Below are 18746 nucleotides of genomic sequence, written 5' to 3'. Positions count from 1 at the left end.
TCCGCCTGTTGTTCTTGGATTATTCGAAATGCACTTCAGCCTGCTGCGCCAAGCCAGCAGCGTTACCGGCCCACAGCTGTGCGACACCTGACGCCGTCACCCGCCCGCCCACCTCAAACGGCTGCGGCGCAATCAACGGGCGCACGCCGCGATAGGCAAAACGGCGCAAGGTGGCTTCGGGATGTGTCCGGCAGAAGGCGCGCAGGCTCAAGGTGGCGATCAGCGGCCCATGCACCACCAGCCCTGCATAGCCTTCACTGCCGGTCACGTAGGGGTAGTCGTAGTGGATGCGGTGACCGTTGAAGGTCACGGCGCTGTAGCGGAACAGCAAGGTGGGCGTGGGCTCGATCACCTCAACCCACTCGCCCCGGGCCAGGGCATCGCCGCTGCCGGCCTTGGGCGGTGTGGGCTCGCGGTAGACGATGTCCTGTTCCTCACGGATTGCCAGGCGGCCCTCCTGGGAGTAGTCGTGGCGCACGGTGACAAACAGCAACGAACCGCTGCGCCCTGTCTTTTCCTCGACCTGGGTGATGGTCGACACGCGGGTCGCCGACTCACCGGCACGCAAGGCGTGCAGGAACTCGATACGCCCACCGGCCCACATGCGGTTGCGGTTATCGGCCGGCGGCAGGAACCCGCCACGGGCCGGGTGGCCGTCGGCGCCCAGGGCGGTTTCCGCCAGCGGGTCCTGGAAGAAGCACCACTGCCATAGCGGCGGTAAATCTGCTCCGTCGTCCGGCACCGCCTCGCCGAAGGTGGCGGCAATACGCTTGAGTAGGTTACGGCTCAAATGGTCGTGGGCGGTTTCGCTTCGGCCAATCCAATCAGTGGCGCTCATCGGGGGCAGGTCCTCGGGCAGTGAGTGTCTGCCCCGGATCATGCAAGCGCCTGGCCGTTCTGAGAATTTGCATTTCAATAAACCAGCGTTCGGTTATGCTGAACGCCGCTATCCTCACCTGGGAGCCTTGCATGCACTTCGACCTGGCCGACCTGCGCCTGTTTATCCATATCGCCGAATCCCCCAGCCTGACCCAGGGCGCCAAGCGTGCGTTCCTCTCGCCGGCAGCCGCCAGTGCACGGATCAAGGCCCTGGAGGGCCAGTTGGATACGCGCCTGCTGTACCGTGACAGTCGCGGCGTGGAAGTCACCCCGGCCGGTGAACGGCTGCTGCATCACGCGCGACTGATCATGCGCCAGGTCGATTACCTGAAAAGCGAATTCACCCAATATGGCGCCGACTCAGCCGGGCATATCCGCATCTTTGCCAATACCACCGCAGTCACCGAGTTTCTCCCGGAAATCCTCGCCGGCTTCCTCTCCCAGCGCCCCGGCGTAACGGTCGACCTGCAAGAACGCCTGTCCCGTGACATCGTGCGCGGGGTGCTCGACGGCACCAGCGACATGGGCATCATCGCCGGGCCCGTGCAGGCGCCGGGCTTGCAGGTCTTGCACTTCAGCACTGACCACCTGGTGCTGACGGTGCCGGTGGGCCATCCCCTGGCCAACCAGCCGTCGGTGACCCTGGAGCAGACCCTGGCCTATCAGCATATCGGCCTGCACGAGGGCAGCACCTTGCTCAGTTTCTTGCGTGAACACGTCGAGCGCCTGGGCAAGCAACTGTCCCTGCGCATCCAGATGTCGAGTTTTGAAGCGATCTGCCGGATGGTCGAGGCCGGGGTCGGCATTGGCATCATCCCCGAGTCCGCCGCCGTGCGGCACAGCCGGACCATGCAACTGGTGACCATCAAGCTTGATGAAAGCTGGGCGGTGCGCGAACGCAGCATCCTGGTACGCGAACTGGATGCCCTGCCGGGCGCGATCCGCGCACTGATTGCGACCCTGATGCCAGCCGCTTAACAGTCTTTGACAGTTTCCCGACAAAGCTGTCAAAGACCCCTGCCCACGCCGTCCCTAGGATTTGAGCCTTCCTTGGAATGACGAAGGCCATCATGCGTTCAAAAACGATTTACCTCGCTGCCACTTCTGTGTGCCTGATCACCTGCACCCAACTGTCAGCCGCCGCCGACTGGCAATACAGCCTGCAAGCCGGGGCGGCCAACCTGCCGCGTTACAGCGGCAGCAATGAGCGTATGACCGCGCCATTGCTGGGCGCAAACGTCGTCAGCCCGTGGGGGATTTTTCTCGATACCAACAAGGGGCTGGGCTGGGGTTATGAGGATGACAACCTCAGTTTCAGTGCCTATGTCGGCGCCAGCACTGCGCGCAAGGACCAGAAGAAAAGCACCAGCCTGGGCTCCGACCGGCTCAGGGGCATGGGCCAAATCAAGTCGCGACCGCAGTTCGGTGTGAGTGCCAGCTACACCTTGGGCACGGCCGTGCTGGGCGCGACCCTGGAGCATGCGCTGGAGCAAGACGATAAAAAAGACAGCGGCAAGGCGTTTACCTCCCTGGAGCTGAGCATTGGCACCAACCTGTATGACGGTGACTACGGCACCGTGGACGCCAGCCTCAATAGCCTCTTTGGCGATGGCAACTATGTGCGCACCTGGTACGGCGTCACCCCCGGCCAGGCCCAGCACAGCCGCTTTCGCGCGTATGACGCCAAGGGTGGGATGGTCAGCCGGGGCTTGAACCTCGATTGGAGCGTGCCGCTGGGCGACCACACAACGTTCTCTACCTTGCTGGATGTGCAGTATTTGTCGGGGGATGCCGGCAAAAGCCCGATTGTGGAACGCCGGATGCAAACCTCGGTGATGGGTGTGCTGAACTACAGCTTTTGATTTGCAAACCCGATCAGACAGGGGGGGGCTGGCTTGCCGGTCGCTCCATTGCTGCGATGGTCATTCGCTCTTTTTGGGTTGTTGGGGGGGGGTGTACATATCCGTTGCTGCGGTCACGGCGGCTATTGGTTCCGCCCTTACGGCGGGTCACTTTCGAAGAGCGCGAAAGTAACCAAAGCGCTTTTGCCCCACCACTCGGTGCCTCGCCTAGGCTCGGCATGCCCGCAGTCAGGCATTGCTCCGTGGGCCCGCCGCGATCGGCCATCCCTGGCCGTGTCGCGGCTACCCCGGCATCCATGCCGGGGTGCCCACTGCGCAATACCTGCCTGCGGCCATCGTGGTTTAACGGGGCGCCTGAGATCAAGATCAAAAGCCAGATCAAAAGCAGAGCATCAGCAACAGCAAAGCCGGGGTGCGAAGCTGCATTACCCTGTGGGAGCTGGCTTGCCTGCGATGGCGGCCCATTAGATCGCCACAGAGTGTCAGGTACCCAACGTCATCGTTTACGACCATCGCAGCGAGGCGGCGGCCCGACTAGCCAGCCCCACATTTACAACCTTCATGAGTTTGCAAAAGGTTAGTCGGCGTACGCCCAGGTCATCCGGAACGACGCCCCGCCCCACTGCGAATCCAGCACCTGCACCTGCCCGCCATGCCACTGGCTGACCCGCTGCACCAGCGCCAGGCCCAGGCCAAAGCCGCCGGTGCGGCGGTCGCGACTGGCGTCCAGGCGCATAAAGGGTTGGAAGATTTTCTCCCGGCCGTCCTCGGGTACGCCGGGACCGTCGTCGCAGACGCGTACTTCATAACCACTGCCGAACTTGACCAGCGACACCTCGACCCGATGCTCGGCGTAACGAATGGCATTGCGCAGCAGGTTGATCACCGCGCGTGCCATAAACCGCGGTTCGATCTGGATGAAGTCGACTTCACAGGTGCCCAGGGACAGTTGCACGCCTTCGGCCTCGGCTTCCAGGGCCACGCTGCCGATCACACTGTCGAGCCAGCTGTGGGCCTCGATGTTCTCGCGGGTGACCTGTGTCGCGCCACGTTCAAGGCTGGCGTAGGTCAACAGTTCGGAAACCATGTCCTCCAGTTCGCCTAGGTCGGCGTACATATCGCCGATCAACGCGCGGCTCTGGCGCGGATCGGCCTCCTGTTTGAGTTGGTCGAGTTCAAACGACAAGCGTGCAATCGGCGTGCGCAGTTCATGGGACACCGCATTGGTCAGCTCACGCTGATTGGCGATCAGGTGTTCGATGCGCTCGGCCATCTGGTTGAAGTGCCCGGCCAACTCGCGCACGCTCGAGCGCCGTGGCAGGAGGATGCGCGAACCCAGGTCATTGTCACCAAATCGCTGGGCCGCCAGGCGAATATGCTCCAGGTCGCGCCAGTGCGGGCGCACCCAGAAATACAGGACAATCGCCAGGCACAGGCCCAACAAGCTATAGGCCCACAGGTACAGCCAGCGCGGCTCCACCGGCAGCTTGATCTGAAGCAGCTGCGCGCCACCGTCGATTTCGGTGATGAACTCCATAAAGTCGCCGCGCACCACCAGCTTGCCGTCAGTCAGCAATTGTTGCTCGCGGGAGGTGAGTGCCGCAGCGTCCCGGGCAATCAAGGCCAGGCGCAGGCCATAGTGCTGCTGCAGCTCGGCCAGGCGTGCCTCGCGGGCCACGCCAGCCGGCAGCGGGCGCAACTGCTCCACCAGGCCGTAGGCCGGGCCGCGCATGGCTTCGCGGTTGTAGGTTTCGTTGGCTTCGGGCAGCAATTCGTCGAAGGTGTAGTTCACCAGCCAGATTGCCCCGGCCAGGCCCAGGGCCAGGATGATGTACAGACGCAGAAACAGGCGCAGCATCGGGCTAGGCCTCCCAGGCAAACGGGTTGAACAGGTAGCCCTTGCCCCAGATGGTCTTGATGCACACCGGCTCGCGGGGGTTGTCATTGAGCTTGTTGCGCAGCTTGCTGATATACACATCGACACTGCGGTTGAGCCCATCGAAGGCGATCCCGCGCATGCGGTTGAGGATATCGTCCCGCGAGAGAATCTTGCCCGCGCTGCTGGCCAGCAGCCACAGCAGCTCGAACTCCATGGTGGTCAGGTCGATCTTCTCGTCACCCAGGCTTACCCCCCGACAACTGCGGTCAATCGCCAGTTGGCCGAACGCCAGGGAACCACGCACCGTCGGCTCCGGCAGATGGCGGCGCTGCAAGGCGCGCAGGCGTGCCAGCAACACCGGCGGCTTGATCGGTTTGATCACATAGTCATCGGCGCCGGATTCCAGGCCGAGGATATGGTCCAGGTCGTCTTCCTTGGCGGTGAGGATCACGATGGGGGTGTCGGACACATTGCGGATCTCGCGACACACATGCAGGCCGCTCTGGCCCGGCAGCATCAGGTCGAGCACGACAATCTTCGGTTTGAACGCCAGGAACACCGCCAACGCCTCATCGCCCCGGTGCACCACGCGCACTTCAAAGCCATGCTGTGACAGAAAATGCGCGATCAGCCCTGCCAGCTTCTCATCGTCCTCAACGAGTAGGACCTTGCCCAGACCCAGGTTTTCCATACGTTCTCAGTGTGCAAAAGCGGATTGAAGAGCGAGCATTATAGGTGGCAAGCTGTCCGGCAAAAGCGCCTGGCCAGCAGCGGCTGACGAAGCTTCATGTTTTTAAGAGTTTTTAACAATTAGCCTGCAATGTTTAACGCCACCCACAGGGAGTTGTATGCGCAAGGATTACCTGGCGTTCTTTGTTTCGCTGTTCCTGTCCCGGCTGGCGGACCAGATTCTGCTGTTTATCGTGCCGCTGATCGTATTTCAGACCACCAACAGCGTAGCGTGGGCCGGGCTGGCGTTCTTTATCGAGTCGCTGCCGCGATACCTGGCGTTCCCGGTGTGCGGGGCATTGTGCGACAAGTTTTCGCCCGTGCGCATCCTGCATATCAGCCAGGCCTACCGGGCGCTGGCATGCCTGGTGGCCGTGGCGCTGTACGCGATGTTCGGCGGCATCCATTGGCTGGTGATCCTGTCGGCGCTGTGTGGAGTGCTGACGACCCAGGGCATCATGGCGCGAGAAGTCGTCATGCCGCATATTTTCAAGCATTACACCTACGCCAAGACCCTCTCCTACTCGCAAATCGCCGACCAGAGCGGCCTGGTGCTAGGGCCACTGATTGCTGCGCTGATGCTGGAGGTGTGGGCCTGGCATTGGGTGGTGCTGGGGATTGCCGGGCTGTTTGTGCTGGCAGACCTGGCAATGCTGGTCTGGCAGCGCACTACCACGGTGAATCTCGAAAACCACGCGCAACACCGGGATATCTGGCTGCAACCGCTACGCATCGCGCTCGGGCATATCCGTAACCTGGCGGAGCTCAAGCGCATTATCGCCCTGGCAGTCGGCGTGAATTTGATCATTGGCGTGACGCTGGCCACCTCCGCCGCCATGGTGACCGGCCTCTACGCGGCCGACAAGGATGCCTATGCACTGCTGCAGGCCGCCGGCGCGGTGGTGACCATCGTCATCCTGTTTTACCTGGCGCGCTCGAGCCTGGCGTTGAAAGTGCTGGGCGGGCTGTCGTATTCGGTGATTGCGCTTGGGGCATTGATCATGGCGATCAGTCCCAACCTCTGGCTGTACACCCTGGGCTTTCTGCTGGTCACCGGTTTCGACAAGATGTTCAACGTGTACATGCGCAGCACCCGTCAGCGGGTCATTCCCGTGCAGGATTTCGGCAAGACGGTGGGCGTGATCACCTTGTTCAATAACCTCGCGCAGCCATTGGCGGGCCTGGCAATTGCCGTGCTGGCGGCACCTTTTGGCACGCAAACGGTGATCCTGCTGCTGACCGGGATCACCGCGCTGATCGGCGTGGCCGTGGCCTCAGGCTGGCACGCCACTGTGAAAGCGGAACTCGATATCGGGTGATTCGATCAATTCCTGCTCGGCCGCCCTCACCCGCTCGATGACCTGGGCAACATCCTTGGCATCGCCGTATTGATAGGCCAGCTTCAGATAGCCCTGGAAATGCCGTGCCTCGCTTTTCAGCAGACCAAAGTAGAACTTGCCGAGTTCTTCGTCCAAATGCGGCACCAGTGCTTCGAAACGCTCGCAACTGCGCGCTTCGATAAACGCCCCGACCACCAGGGTGTCCACCAGCTTCACCGGTTCGTGGCTGCGTACCACCTTGCGCAAACCCGAGGCATAGCGGCTGGCATGCAGCTGGCGCAGCTCGATCTTGCGCTTTTTCATCAGGCGCATGACTTGCTCATGGTGCACCAGCTCTTCGCGGGCCAGGCGCGACATCATGTTGATCAGGTCGACATGGGAGTGGTACTTGGCAATCAGGCTCAAGGCCGTGCTGGCGGCCTTGAATTCGCAGTTTTTGTGGTCGATCAGCAGGGTTTCCTGGTCGGCCAGTGCGGCCTGGACCCAGGCATCGGGGGTGCGGCAACCGAGGAAGTCATGGATTTCGGGCAGGTTCATCGGACTCACGAGCAAAGGGTCACAAAAGGCCGCCGATTATACCGACCCCGCCGCAGACCACCAGTCACGGGGCTTGATGTGCATCAACATGCTGTACGGCGGGCAACAACTATAGTTGTTCGAAGCCTTGCCCTTCCCACCCTTGGAGATCTCGCTCATGAACGAAATTGGCAAAATTCTGGTGATCATTGAGCCCGAACACTCGGAAAGCCTGGCCCTCAAGCGCGCCAAGCTGATCGCTGGGGTGACAGGCGCTCATTTGCATCTGCTGGTGTGCGACAAAAAGCATGAGCATTCGGCGCTATTGGCCTTGCTCAAAGAGCAATTGTCGGCCGATGGCTACAACGTCACAACCGAACTGGCCTGGAACAACAACCTGCACGAAACCATCATCGGTGTGCAGCAGGCCGAAGGTTGCGCACTGGTGATCAAGCAGCACTACCCCGACAGCCCGCTGAAAAAGGCCCTGCTGACGCCGGCGGACTGGAAACTGCTGCGCTTGTGCCCGGCCGCTGTGCTGTTGGTCAAGACCGCGACCCCATGGACCGACGGGGTGATCCTGGCGGCCATCGACGTGGGCAACCTGGATAACGAGCATAAAGACCTGCACGCGGCCATCATCGACCATGGCTTTGACATCGCCAGCCTGGCCAAGGGCCAGTTGCATGTCATCAGCGCCCATCCCTCGCCCATGCTGTCGGCAGCCGATCCGGTGTTCCAGCTCAAGGAAACCATCGAGGCGCGCTATCGCGAGCAGTGCAAGGCGTTCCAGGCCGAATTCGACATTGACGACAGCCGCCTGCATATCGAAGAAGGCCCGGCGGATGTGCTGATCCCCCATACCGCCTATAAGTTGAGGGCGGCCGTCACGATCATTGGCACCGTGGCACGCACCGGGATTTCCGGGGCGCTGATCGGCAATACGGCGGAAGTGGTGCTGGATGCGCTGGAGAGCGATGTGCTGGTGCTCAAGCCCCAGAGCATCATCGACCACCTGGAGGAACTGGCCAGCAAGGCACAGTGAAGATCAGACATGTGCGAGCGGGCTTGCTCGCGATAGCGGTGAGTCAGTTGATACATCCCTGACTGAACTGGCGCTATCGCGGGCAAGCCCGCTCCCACAAGGGATCTTGGCAGGGCAGAATATTTTGACCACACCCCAGCTCCCACAAGGGATCTTGGCAGGGCAGGATATTTTGGCCACACCCCAGCTCCCACAGGGGATCTTGGCAGGGCAGGATATTTTGGCCACACCCCAGCTCCCACAAGGGATCTTGGCAGGGCAGGATATTTTGGCCACACCCCAGCTCCCACAGGGGATCTTGGCAGGGCAGGATATTTTGACCACACCCCAGCTCCCACAAGGGATCTTGGCAGGGCAGGATATTTTGGCCACACCCCAGAACAAAAGTGGGAGCTGGCTTGCCTGCGATAGCGGTGGGTCAGTTGATAGATGCCTGACTGACACGCCGCCATCGCGGGCAAGCCCGCTCCCACATGTTGATCGGCGACAGTCAGTGACCTAGTGCATCCTTGAGGAAGCCAGGGGCGATATAGCGCTGGTAATGCGCCTCGGACAGGATAAAAAACTCCCGATCAATGGCATCACGCAGTTCCGGCAGGTTCCAGTCGCGAAACTCCGGCATCAGCACCATGCCATAGGCTTCCAGGTTGTTGATCACCCGCGCGCCCCGGGCGATCAACTGGTAGGCCCAGCAGTATTCGGACTGGTGCGGCACAAAGCGGATTTTTCGCTGTTCGAGTTGCCAGCGCAGCCGTTTGGGGTCGAATACTTCCAGCTTGCCCGCCATGACCTGCACCAGCAGTTGCTCAAGCCGCAGCCATACTGCGCGTTTTTCTTCCTCGCCATAGCCGTTCCACTGGATCACTTCGTGGTGGAAACGCTTGCAGCCGCGGCACACGAGATCGCCGTAAACCGTGGAGCACAGGCCGATGCAGGGGGTCTTGATGGTTTGGTTGGGCATGGGTGACAACGCACAAATCAGCGAAACAGTGGCCCATGTTAGCCCTTTGTCTAAGGTTCATCACCCTGCAAACTTGCTGCGGCAACTTACCTTTAGAAATTTTTTGCCGTAGAATCATCCGGCCTTGTAAGGCGCCAAATAATCCGTTGGAAGCTGTTTTCAAAGCGTCACGAGCACAGTCGTTCCTTCAGAACGGTGTTGGCGCTGGTTATTTACCCTCCAAATGACCAGCACCAACCCTCATCAGCTCCGTTCTGCAGGCGTAAAACTTTGAAAGCAGCTTCTGTGAGAAATGCCGGCAGCGCTGGCTCTACGGCCCAAAAAGCCCCCGAGCGCATGCGTGCCGTGCATGTCTGGATGAGCGTCCCGTGGGACCACTGATGAGGGTAATAACTGTGCTTGAAGCCTACCGCAAACATATCGAAGAGCGTGCAGCCCTGGGTATCGTTCCCCAGCCGCTAAACGCCGAACAAACCGCAGGCCTGGTCGAGCTGCTGAAAAATCCCCCGGCTGGCGAAGAAGAGTTTCTCGTTGACCTGATCACCAACCGCATTCCACCAGGCGTTGACGAAGCTGCCTACGTCAAGGCCGGTTTCCTGTCTGCCCTGGCCAAGGGCGAAGTGTCTTCCCCCCTGATCGACAAAAAGCGCGCGGTTGAACTGCTTGGCACCATGCAAGGCGGCTACAACATCGTGACCCTGGTCGAGCTGCTGGACGACGCTGAACTGGCCGCCGTTGCAGCTGCCCAGCTCAAGCACACCCTGCTGATGTTCGATGCATTCCACGACGTCGCGGAAAAAGCCAAGAACGGCAACACGCACGCCAAGGAAGTGATCCAGTCCTGGGCCGACGGCGAGTGGTTCAAGAACCGCCCGACCCTGGCCGACAAGATCAGCCTGCGCGTGTTCAAGGTCACCGGCGAAACCAACACCGACGACCTGTCCCCTGCTCCCGATGCCTGGTCCCGTCCTGACATCCCGCTGCACGCCCTGGCCATGCTGAAAATGGCCCGTGAAGGCATCGTGCCGGACGAGCAAGGCAAGACCGGCCCGATGAAGCAGATCGAAGAAATGCGCGGCCAGGGCTTCCCGATCGCCTACGTCGGTGACGTGGTCGGTACCGGTTCGTCCCGTAAGTCGGCAACCAACTCGGTACTGTGGTTCTTCGGCGACGACGTCCCGTACGTGCCTAACAAGCGCGCTGGTGGCTTCTGCTTCGGCAGCAAGATCGCTCCCATCTTCTACAACACCATGGAAGATGCTGGCGCACTGCCAATCGAATTCGACGTCACCAACATGCACATGGGCGACGTGATCGACCTGTACCCGCATGCTGGCAAAGTCTGCAAACACGGCACCGACGAAGTCCTGACCACCTTCGAAATGAAGACCCCGGTCCTGTTGGACGAAGTCCGTGCCGGCGGCCGTATCCCGCTGATCATCGGCCGTGGCCTGACCGACAAGGCTCGCGCTGAGCTGGGTCTTGGCCCTACCGACCTGTTCAAGCTGCCTGAAGCACCTGTCGACACTGGCAAGGGTTTCACCCTGGCCCAGAAAATGGTCGGCAAGGCCTGCGGCCTGCCGGAAGGCAAAGGCGTTCGTCCAGGTACCTACTGCGAACCGAAGATGACCACCGTGGGTTCCCAGGACACCACCGGTCCAATGACCCGTGACGAACTGAAAGACCTGGCGTGCCTGGGCTTCTCCACCGATCTGGTGATGCAGTCCTTCTGCCACACCGCGGCCTATCCAAAGCCGATCGACGTGACCACCCACCACACCCTGCCTGACTTCATCATGACCCGTGGCGGTGTATCGCTGCGTCCAGGCGACGGCATCATCCACAGCTGGCTGAACCGCATGCTGCTGCCGGACACCGTGGGTACCGGTGGTGACTCCCACACCCGTTTCCCGATGGGCATTTCGTTCCCGGCCGGTTCTGGCCTGGTAGCGTTCGCCGCAGCCACTGGCGTAATGCCACTGGACATGCCTGAGTCGATCCTGGTGCGTTTCAAAGGCAAGATGAAACCTGGCATCACCCTGCGTGACCTGGTTCATGCCATTCCTTACTACGCAATCCAGTCCGGCCTGCTGACCGTTGAGAAGAAAGGCAAGAAAAACGCCTTCTCCGGCCGCATCCTGGAAATCGAAGGCCTGAACGACCTGACGCTGGAGCAGGCATTCGAGCTGTCCGACGCCTCGGCCGAACGTTCGGCTGCCGGTTGCACCATCAAGCTGTCGAAAGACTCCGTCACCGAGTACCTGAACTCCAACATCACCCTGCTGCGCTGGATGATCGGTGAAGGCTACGGTGATGCGCGTACCCTGGAACGTCGTGCCCAAGCGATGGAAGCCTGGGTTGCCAACCCTGAGCTGATGGAAGCCGATGCCGACGCCGAATACGCCGAAGTCATCGAGATCGACCTGGCCGAAATCAACGAGCCAATCCTCTGCGCGCCAAACGACCCGGACGACGCCCGTCTGCTGTCCAGCGTCGCTGGCGAGAAGATCGACGAAGTGTTTATCGGTTCGTGCATGACCAACATCGGTCACTTCCGCGCTGCCGGCAAGTTGCTGGAACAGGTCAAGGGTCAGCTGCCAACCCGTCTGTGGCTGTCGCCGCCGACCAAGATGGACGCTCACCAACTGACCGAAGAAGGCTACTACGGCATCTACGGCAAGGCTGGCGCGCGCATGGAAATGCCGGGCTGCTCGCTGTGCATGGGTAACCAGGCACGTGTTGAGCCGAATTCGACCGTAGTGTCGACTTCGACCCGTAACTTCCCGAACCGTCTGGGTGATGGCGCGAACGTCTACCTGGCATCGGCCGAGTTGGCGGCAGTCGCCTCCACCCTGGGTCGCCTGCCGACCGTCGAAGAGTACATGGGCTACGCAGCGAAACTGGACACCATGGCCAGTGACGTCTACCGCTACCTGAACTTCGACCAGATCGCCGAGTTCCGTAAAATCGCAGCAAGCGCCAACATTCCGGTGGTTCAAGCCTAACGGTGTGTTGATGTGAAGAACGCCGCGTATCGCAAGATACGCGGCGTTTTTTTATGCCTGGAAAAACCTGCCGGGCACTGGCTGTCGACGGCCTTTCTCCAACGACCTACCAGATCAGGTAGTTGTCCCGCCGCGCCTTGAAGGCCGAAACTCTCCACACCCTGATGCCCGCGTCATGGGATCCGCCTGCTTTGGATGTACTCGCGCTGTATGCCGTACGACTTCTAATAAAAACAGCCAAGCCTCGTCGTCGATGCCCGTACCCGGTGGCAGGGGCGCTCTCACCCGTTTTTAAGTGCTTAATGGAGGTGTGTTATGTGGCGCAATCAATATGTGATCAAGAACGTCTTCAAGGACTATGCGGTGTCGGTGGAACAAATCGGCGATGCCCCCGATAAAAAGAATGTGCTGCTGGTCAATGGCGCCATGGCCACAACCTCGGCCTTTGCCCGTACCAGCAAGTGCCTGGCCGAACACTTCAACGTGGTGCTGTTTGACTTGCCATTCGCCGGAAACTCCCGGGCTCACAACCCGAATCGGTGCCTGGTGACCAAGGACGATGAAGTCCAGATCCTGCTGGCCTTGATCGAAGGCTTCAATATTCACCATCTGGTTTCCGCATCCTGGGGCGGCCTGTCGACCTTGCTGGCCCTCGCCCAGAAGCCGGACAACGTCGAAAGCTCGGTGGTGATGTCATTCGCTCCCGGCCTCAATGGTCCGATGCTCGACTACGTCAGCGGCGCCCAGGCACTCATGGCCCGGGATGACAACGCGGGTATCGGGCACTTGCTCAACCAGACGCTGGGCAAGCACCTGCCGCCCCGCCTCAAGAGTGCCAATCAACAGCACATGGCGCAGTTGATCAACGCCGAGCAGCATCAGGCGCGATTCCATATCGACCAGGCCCTCAAGCTCAATGAAGGGGCGTACCTGCCCCAGCTTTCGAACATCGACAGCCACGTGCACTTTTTGAACGGTGCCTGGGACGAATACACCAGCGCCATGGACGTGCAGCGCTTCAAGCAGTACATCCGCGACTGCAGCTTCTCCACGGCCGAGAGCAGCGGGCACTTTCTGGATCTGGAATCCAGGGCTGCGGCCAACGGCGTGCACCGCGCGTTGCTCGGCCATTTGCTGACGCATCGCGACGCCCGGCCAGAGGCGTTTTGCATGTCGCCTCCTCACCGAGCGCAGTTGAGCTTCGCCTGAGCACTTTTGAACAAGGATGTGGATGATGCGAGTAATCATGATTGCCATCGGTTCGGCCGGTGACGTTTTTCCCTTTATCGGCCTGGGCGCGGCACTGACCCTACGCGGTCATCAGGTAACCTTGTGCAGCATGCCGGCGTTTCAACGCACCATCGAGGCCCGGGGCCTGGACTTCGTGCCGTTATGCGATGAGGCGACCTACAACGCTGCCATGGGCGATCCCCGCCTGTGGGATCCGAAGACTTCCTTCAGCGTGTTGTGGCAAGCCATCGCAGGCCTATTAGAGCCGGTCTACGATTATGTAACCGCGCATAACACTGACGATATAGTAGTGGTCGGCTCGCTGTGGGCCCTAGGTGCACGTATTGCCCATGAAAAATACGGTTTCCCTTACCTCTCGGTCCAAGTGTCCCCTTCAACCCTACTGTCGGCACATTTACCGCCTGTACACCCCACTTTCAACGTATCACGCCGCCTGCCCTTGACGGTGCGCAAATTGCTCTGGCGCGGGATCGAATACCTGAGCCTGGACCGGACCTGTGCCCCACAAATCAATGCACTGCGCCGCAAACACGGATTGCCGGGCGCGGTGAAGAACATCTTCAGCCAATGGATGCATGCCCCCCAAGGCGTGATTTGCCTGTTCCCCGAATGGTTCGCCCCCGTCCAGCAAGACTGGCCGCAGCCCCTGCACATGGCCGGCTTCCCACTGTTCGACGGTGGCACCCTGGGGCTCGATGAACAGACTCGGGCCTTCCTCGATGCCGGACCGGCCCCCGTAGTTTTCACCCAAGGTTCCACTGAGCACTTTGACCAGCAGTTTTATCGCTTTGCCCTGGAAGCGCTGCACAGGGTCGGCGCACGCGGTATTTTTCTGACCAGTGATCGGCCGGTCACCAGCGATTTGCCGCCCACGGTGATGCAACGTCCGTTTTTGCCGATGAGTTCGCTGCTGCCCCGCGCAGCCGGGCTAGTCCACCCCGGCGGCATTGGCGCCATGAGCCTGGCGCTGGCTGCCGGCATCCCACAGATTGTCCTGCCGATCGCCCATGACCAGTTCGATAACGCCGAACGACTGGTGCGCATGGGGTGCGGAATACGTCTTGCCCTGCCCTTGGACAGACAAGACCTGCAAGGGGCGATCACAGCGCTGCTACACGACACCCGATTGCAACAGGCCTGTGCTCGGGCGAGCAGCCTGATGCCCGCCGATGCGGCGTCCTGTGAAACAGCGGTCAAGGCCATTGAACAGTGCCACGCGCACCATTCAATACCTCGCCTGCGCCAAGCGTCATAAACACCGGCCTCTTGGGCAAAAGTGCCGTGCCAGAGCCGTCGGCAAAGCACCGGAAAAGTTTGACAGAAAGATCACGTGGGCTAGATTGCCAAAGGTTCCAGGAATCGAGGCGACTGTCCATGGAGAAGGAAAACGACCTCATCCGCTGGTGGAATCGCTTGCGGATAGAGATGCTCAAGCAACAGGGAGGAGCACAAGTGTTCGCGCTGCTGGAGCGGGAAGTGTTGCAATTGGGGTTCGAGTATTACGCCTATGCCGTACGCCACCTGACCCCTTTTACCCGACCAAAAACCGAGATTCACGGCTCTTACCCCGAAAGGTGGCTGGAACATTACCAGGAGCAAAACTACGCGGCTGTCGATCCGTCGATCCTCAGTGGCTTGCGTTCCACCGAGATGGTGCTGTGGAACGACGCACTGTTTGAAAACAGCCGCAAGCTATGGCTGGAAGCTCGGGATTGGGTCTGTGCATCGGCGCCACGCTGCCGATTCGCAGCCACGATCACTCGCTGCGGGTACTGTCCGTGGCCCGGCGCCAGGATCCTATTTCGCGGGCTGAAAGCGACGAGATTCAATTGCGCCTGCGCTGCATCCTCGAACAGGTGACGCTGCGCCTGACAGATCTGGGCCATAGCGAACGCGCCCACCCGTCGGTCTGCCTCAGCCTGCGTGAGCGGGAAATTTTGCAGTGGACCGCCGACGGCAAGAGTTCAGGCGAGATCGCGCTGATCCTGACCATCTCCATCAACACGGTGAACTTTCACCTCAAGGCCATCCAGAAGAAATTCGGCGCAGCCAACAAGACACTGGCGGCTGCCTATGCCGCCGCACTGGGCCTGATCTAGGCCCGACGATCACGATAAGGACATCCAATGATCAGCATCATCACCCGCCATCACCATGAACTGTCTGCAGCCCTTGAGGACGACCTGGGCCGCTATCGACACGAAGTGTTCATCGAGCAACTGGGTTGGCAGCTGGACTCCACCCACGCCCGGCCCCAACGTGAATTCGATCAGTTCGACCAGGCCGACACGCGCCATATCCTCGCCCTGGACACAAAAGGCCAGGTCTGCGGTTGCGCACGGCTGTTGCCGACCACCCAACCTTATCTGCTGTCGGAAGTCTTCGGGTTTCTGTGCGACCAGCCAAGCCCGCGCAGCCGTGACACCTGGGAAGTGTCGCGCTTTGCCGCCCGCGCCCTGGAGAAAGGTACCCTACCGATGCGCGTCTGGTGGAACAGCCTGCACCATGCCTGGAGCCACGGCGCCAATCAGGTGGTGGCAGTGACCACTCCGGCGCTGGAGCGTTATTTCCTGAAAAATGGCGTGCAATTGAGTCGCCTCGGCGCCCCGCAACGCGTGAACAACGACCATGTGGTAGCACTGAGTTTTCCGGCCTGGCAGAAAAACGGCCGAATCGCGCTGCACGCTGATTCGGCCGTTGCCTAGCTAGAGATATGAGTAACGCCGAGGTCGCCGGCGCTGATCACATCAAGGGATCAGCGAGTAAATCAGCGAGGAGATGGCGACCAGGCCGACCAGGGTCACGAACACATTGGACATCTGCCCACGGTACTTGGCCATGGCCGGCACCTTGCGGATCGCGTACATCGGCATCAGGAACAGGATCGAAGCAATGATCGGCCCACCCAGGGTCTCGATCATCCCCAGGATGCTCGGGTTCAGGGTGGCGATGATCCAGCACACCACCAGCATAAAGCCAGCAGTCATGCGGTCCAGGGCCTTGGCGCCCGGGCGGCGGCCGCTCTTGACGATCAGGCCCTTGAGGCCTTCGCTGGCGCCGATGTAGTGGCCCAGGAAGGACTTGGCAATCGCCACAAACGCAATCAATGGCGCAGCAAAGGCGATGGTCGGGTTATCGAAGTGGTTGGCCAGGTAAGACAGGATCGACAGGTTCTGCGCCTTGGCTTCGGCCAGTTGGGCCGGTGACAGGGTCAGCACACAGCTGAACACGAAGAACATCACCATCGCCACCATCAACAAGTGGGCACGGGACAGGATCTGCGAGCTGCGCTCTTCGGCGTGGGCGCCGTACTGGCGTTTCTGGTCAACGGCGAAGGCCGAGATGATCGGCGAGTGGTTGAACGAGAACACCATCACCGGAATCGCCAGCCACAGGGTGTGCAGCAGCGCCGACGGTGCCGGAACGGTGCTGGCCGTGCTGAGGATGCCGCCATTCCAGTGCGGAACCAGGTACACCGCCAGAAACAGCAAGGCAACAATAAACGGATAGACCATCAGGCTCATGGCCTTGACGATCACCTGCTCGCCGCAACGCACCACGGCCAGCAGGCCCAGGATCAGCACAAACGACAGCAGCGCCCGTGGCGGTGGCTCGATGTGCAGTTGGTGCGACATAAAGCTTGCGACGGTGTTGGTCAGCGCCACGCTGTAGATCAGCAGGATCGGGAAGATCGCAAAGAAGTACAGCAAGGTGATCAAAGCACCGGCCTTGATGCCGAAATGCTCTTCAACCACCTCAGTGATGTCCGAGCCCGCACGCCCCGACAGCACAAAGCGGGTCAGGCCACGGTGTGCGTAGTAGGTCATGGGGAACGCCAACAGCGCGAGGATCAGCAACGGCCAGAAGCCGCCCAGGCCTGCGTTGATGGGCAGAAACAAGGTGCCGGCGCCAATCGCCGTGCCGAACAGGCCAAGCATCCAGGTCGTGTCCTGGCGGCTCCAGCCCGTGAGGGTTACAGGTGTCGTTGCGTAGCGTTCATCGACGCTATTGGCCTGATCATTCATCCGCTCGGTTCTCCACTTTCATACGATCGCGGCGAGTCAGAAAAACCTGACAGGCAGCGCCACGACCGTAACAGGGGCGCGATTGTCCGGGATTCACTTGAATAAGCAAAGACTTAGCTGAGGAATGGTTGTACGGAGCAGAGCCAGTCGATTGACCACAAATTGTTGGAATCAGGAACGTTACGCCCCCATCGCCCACTCAATGCAAGCTCTACTACAAAACCTGGAGATTCAAGCATGACGACTTCAAGCCTGAACATTTTCAACGCTGGCCAGTTGGTCGATAGCGTATCGACCCACATCGCCGATCAAATCGCCGCCCAAGACAAGCCCAAGCAACAACAGTCTGACACCTTCACATTCAACGGCATTGAATACGCCGCCGCGCCCAAGCCTCGCAACACACTGATACCCACCCCGCGAATCGGCTAAAGATTGGCGAAACTGAGGAATGGGGGTGGCGCAAATGCGTTTAATCAGGCAACAACCCTATAGATAGCCGCCCCTTTAAACATAAAATTTATATACCTATCGCAATTTATATCTCACCAGCTTACTTGTAGGAATTCCCCTACTTCACAGCGAGCATTTGAATATTTTTTAAATGATTGCCCGTGGATTTGTTACAAACATATACCCAGGCATTGATAGCACCTGCCAGCACATTTATATTCCGTCACTGCCGGGCCCAAGCAATACCCAACCAAATACAAGAATAAAAACCCACGCCCCATGTAGGAATTATCTAATGCGAAAATGCCATGCCGTTTTTACAGGTCTACTTCTCGCTGGACTGCTCGCTCCACTTTCCAGCCAGGCACAATCGACAAACTCCGACATCCGCGCACTCGCTTCTTCGCCCCAGTGGCTGACCACCAAAGTCTATATAGCAGGCGCCCCGCAAATTGACGTCAAGGACAAGTATCCGGGCGTGGTTGGCATCTCCATGTGGGACCCCGAGCGTAATCGCTATGAGTTTTTCTATGCCGACACCGGGCTGTCAAAGTATGACCATGGCGGTGGCGGTTACTTTCTGGTCACAGGCGACAAAACCACCCATATCCTGGTACCAGACAAGGGCCCTGCCAGAACAGTGGTCAGGCGGCTTGAGGTCCTCAACAACCAAGAGTTCACCTATTCGCGGGAAGTGCCCCGGGACATGGTCGAGACCAACGAGAAAGTTCGTATCTACGTGGTCCATGCGCCTTACAACGGGCCGATCAAAACCTCCACCTCCCACTGAGTATTCTTGAC

At 60.0% G+C, this 18746-nt stretch carries 16 protein-coding genes and 1 pseudogene; 11 read left to right on the top strand and 6 right to left on the bottom strand.

Annotated elements, in window-relative coordinates:
- Nucleotides 1–19 precede the first annotated feature (19 nt).
- Nucleotides 20–838: a MaoC family dehydratase N-terminal domain-containing protein gene (locus HBO24_RS27200; RefSeq protein WP_057439650.1), complete on the bottom strand. Its 819-nt coding sequence runs from the start codon at nucleotides 836–838 to the stop codon at nucleotides 20–22.
- A gap of 131 nt (nucleotides 839–969) precedes the next feature.
- Here HBO24_RS27200 and HBO24_RS27195 point away from each other — a divergent pair, with 131 nt between their 5' ends.
- A complete protein-coding gene (locus HBO24_RS27195; protein ID WP_057439675.1) occupies nucleotides 970–1857 on the top strand; it encodes a LysR family transcriptional regulator in 888 nt (295 codons plus the stop codon).
- A gap of 92 nt (nucleotides 1858–1949) precedes the next feature.
- On the top strand, nucleotides 1950–2741 hold the full coding sequence (locus HBO24_RS27190; protein WP_057439676.1) for a MipA/OmpV family protein: 792 nt from the start codon (nucleotides 1950–1952) through the stop codon (nucleotides 2739–2741).
- 577 nt (nucleotides 2742–3318) lie between these two features.
- Here HBO24_RS27190 and HBO24_RS27185 read toward each other — a convergent pair.
- Both HBO24_RS27185 and HBO24_RS27180 read right to left on the bottom strand, forming a co-directional pair.
- Nucleotides 3319–4599 (bottom strand): ATP-binding protein, encoded by a 1281-nt coding sequence (locus HBO24_RS27185; protein WP_057439651.1) that lies wholly within the window; start codon nucleotides 4597–4599, stop codon nucleotides 3319–3321.
- 4 nt (nucleotides 4600–4603) lie between these two features.
- Nucleotides 4604–5311 carry a winged helix-turn-helix domain-containing protein gene (locus HBO24_RS27180; protein ID WP_057439652.1) on the bottom strand — a complete coding sequence of 236 codons (708 nt, stop codon included), beginning with the start codon at nucleotides 5309–5311 and terminating at the stop codon, nucleotides 4604–4606.
- Between the two features lie 157 nt (nucleotides 5312–5468).
- Between HBO24_RS27180 and HBO24_RS27175 the strand changes: the two genes are divergently transcribed.
- The gene (locus HBO24_RS27175; RefSeq protein ID WP_057439653.1) at nucleotides 5469–6668 is read left to right on the top strand and encodes an MFS transporter; all 1200 of its coding nucleotides are present in this window, start codon (nucleotides 5469–5471) and stop codon (nucleotides 6666–6668) included.
- On the opposite strand, the gene miaE is transcribed toward HBO24_RS27175, so the two are convergent.
- A complete protein-coding gene (miaE, locus tag HBO24_RS27170) occupies nucleotides 6624–7226 on the bottom strand; it encodes a tRNA isopentenyl-2-thiomethyl-A-37 hydroxylase MiaE (protein WP_057439654.1) in 603 nt (200 codons plus the stop codon). The genes HBO24_RS27175 and miaE overlap by 45 nt on opposite strands.
- Nucleotides 7227–7383: 157 nt before the next feature.
- Here miaE and HBO24_RS27165 point away from each other — a divergent pair, with 157 nt between their 5' ends.
- Nucleotides 7384–8250 (top strand): universal stress protein, encoded by an 867-nt coding sequence (locus HBO24_RS27165; protein ID WP_057439655.1) that lies wholly within the window; start codon nucleotides 7384–7386, stop codon nucleotides 8248–8250.
- Nucleotides 8251–8740: 490 nt separating this feature from the next.
- Here the strand turns inward: HBO24_RS27165 and HBO24_RS27160 are convergent, their stop codons facing one another.
- Nucleotides 8741–9211: a DUF1289 domain-containing protein gene (locus HBO24_RS27160; RefSeq protein WP_057439656.1), complete on the bottom strand. Its 471-nt coding sequence runs from the start codon at nucleotides 9209–9211 to the stop codon at nucleotides 8741–8743.
- Between the two features lie 395 nt (nucleotides 9212–9606).
- Here HBO24_RS27160 and acnB point away from each other — a divergent pair, with 395 nt between their 5' ends.
- The 5 genes and pseudogenes from acnB to HBO24_RS27130 all read left to right on the top strand — a co-directional run bounded on the left by acnB (nucleotide 9607) and on the right by HBO24_RS27130 (nucleotide 16172).
- Nucleotides 9607–12216, top strand: coding sequence for a bifunctional aconitate hydratase 2/2-methylisocitrate dehydratase (gene acnB, locus HBO24_RS27155; protein ID WP_057439657.1), 2610 nt, complete (start codon nucleotides 9607–9609; stop codon nucleotides 12214–12216).
- Nucleotides 12217–12531: 315 nt separating this feature from the next.
- Nucleotides 12532–13425: an alpha/beta hydrolase gene (locus HBO24_RS27150; RefSeq protein ID WP_057439658.1), complete on the top strand. Its 894-nt coding sequence runs from the start codon at nucleotides 12532–12534 to the stop codon at nucleotides 13423–13425.
- Nucleotides 13426–13450: 25 nt separating this feature from the next.
- Nucleotides 13451–14722: a glycosyltransferase gene (locus HBO24_RS27145; RefSeq protein ID WP_057439659.1), complete on the top strand. Its 1272-nt coding sequence runs from the start codon at nucleotides 13451–13453 to the stop codon at nucleotides 14720–14722.
- Between the two features lie 119 nt (nucleotides 14723–14841).
- Nucleotides 14842–15566, top strand: a pseudogene (locus HBO24_RS29795) (autoinducer binding domain-containing protein).
- Between the two features lie 27 nt (nucleotides 15567–15593).
- The gene (locus HBO24_RS27130; RefSeq protein WP_057439660.1) at nucleotides 15594–16172 is read left to right on the top strand and encodes an acyl-homoserine-lactone synthase; all 579 of its coding nucleotides are present in this window, start codon (nucleotides 15594–15596) and stop codon (nucleotides 16170–16172) included.
- Nucleotides 16173–16214: 42 nt separating this feature from the next.
- On the opposite strand, the gene HBO24_RS27125 is transcribed toward HBO24_RS27130, so the two are convergent.
- Entirely contained in the window at nucleotides 16215–17492 is a 1278-nt protein-coding gene (locus tag HBO24_RS27125; RefSeq protein ID WP_057439661.1) for an HAAAP family serine/threonine permease, read from the bottom strand.
- Between the two features lie 237 nt (nucleotides 17493–17729).
- Here HBO24_RS27125 and HBO24_RS27120 point away from each other — a divergent pair, with 237 nt between their 5' ends.
- On the top strand, nucleotides 17730–17924 hold the full coding sequence (locus HBO24_RS27120) for a hypothetical protein (RefSeq protein WP_057439662.1): 195 nt from the start codon (nucleotides 17730–17732) through the stop codon (nucleotides 17922–17924).
- Between the two features lie 316 nt (nucleotides 17925–18240).
- Nucleotides 18241–18735, top strand: coding sequence for a DUF4822 domain-containing protein (locus HBO24_RS27115; RefSeq protein ID WP_057439663.1), 495 nt, complete (start codon nucleotides 18241–18243; stop codon nucleotides 18733–18735).
- Nucleotides 18736–18746: the final 11 nt, after the last annotated feature.

Origin of the sequence: Pseudomonas sp. WS 5410, assembly GCF_012985645.1 — a bacterium.
GTDB classification, from domain to species: domain Bacteria; phylum Pseudomonadota; class Gammaproteobacteria; order Pseudomonadales; family Pseudomonadaceae; genus Aquipseudomonas; species Aquipseudomonas shahriarae.
This window is presented reverse-complemented; position numbering and strand designations above follow the sequence as displayed.

Bases quoted from the DNA above. Each gene is read 5' to 3' on its own strand.
- HBO24_RS27195 (WP_057439675.1), top strand. From the start codon at position 970: ATGCACTTCGACCTGGCCGACCTGCGCCTGTTTATCCATATCGCCGAA.
- HBO24_RS27165 (WP_057439655.1), top strand. From the start codon at position 7,384: ATGAACGAAATTGGCAAAATTCTGGTGATCATTGAGCCCGAACACTCG.
- HBO24_RS27185 (WP_057439651.1), bottom strand. From the start codon at position 4,599: ATGCTGCGCCTGTTTCTGCGTCTGTACATCATCCTGGCCCTGGGCCTG.
- HBO24_RS27150 (WP_057439658.1), top strand. From the start codon at position 12,532: ATGTGGCGCAATCAATATGTGATCAAGAACGTCTTCAAGGACTATGCG.
- HBO24_RS27200 (WP_057439650.1), bottom strand. From the start codon at position 838: ATGAGCGCCACTGATTGGATTGGCCGAAGCGAAACCGCCCACGACCAT.
- HBO24_RS27125 (WP_057439661.1), bottom strand. From the start codon at position 17,492: ATGAATGATCAGGCCAATAGCGTCGATGAACGCTACGCAACGACACCT.
- HBO24_RS27145 (WP_057439659.1), top strand. From the start codon at position 13,451: ATGCGAGTAATCATGATTGCCATCGGTTCGGCCGGTGACGTTTTTCCC.
- miaE (WP_057439654.1), bottom strand. From the start codon at position 7,226: ATGAACCTGCCCGAAATCCATGACTTCCTCGGTTGCCGCACCCCCGAT.
- HBO24_RS27180 (WP_057439652.1), bottom strand. From the start codon at position 5,311: ATGGAAAACCTGGGTCTGGGCAAGGTCCTACTCGTTGAGGACGATGAG.
- HBO24_RS27115 (WP_057439663.1), top strand. From the start codon at position 18,241: ATGCGAAAATGCCATGCCGTTTTTACAGGTCTACTTCTCGCTGGACTG.
- HBO24_RS27175 (WP_057439653.1), top strand. From the start codon at position 5,469: ATGCGCAAGGATTACCTGGCGTTCTTTGTTTCGCTGTTCCTGTCCCGG.
- HBO24_RS27190 (WP_057439676.1), top strand. From the start codon at position 1,950: ATGCGTTCAAAAACGATTTACCTCGCTGCCACTTCTGTGTGCCTGATC.
- HBO24_RS27130 (WP_057439660.1), top strand. From the start codon at position 15,594: ATGATCAGCATCATCACCCGCCATCACCATGAACTGTCTGCAGCCCTT.
- HBO24_RS27160 (WP_057439656.1), bottom strand. From the start codon at position 9,211: ATGCCCAACCAAACCATCAAGACCCCCTGCATCGGCCTGTGCTCCACG.
- HBO24_RS27120 (WP_057439662.1), top strand. From the start codon at position 17,730: ATGACGACTTCAAGCCTGAACATTTTCAACGCTGGCCAGTTGGTCGAT.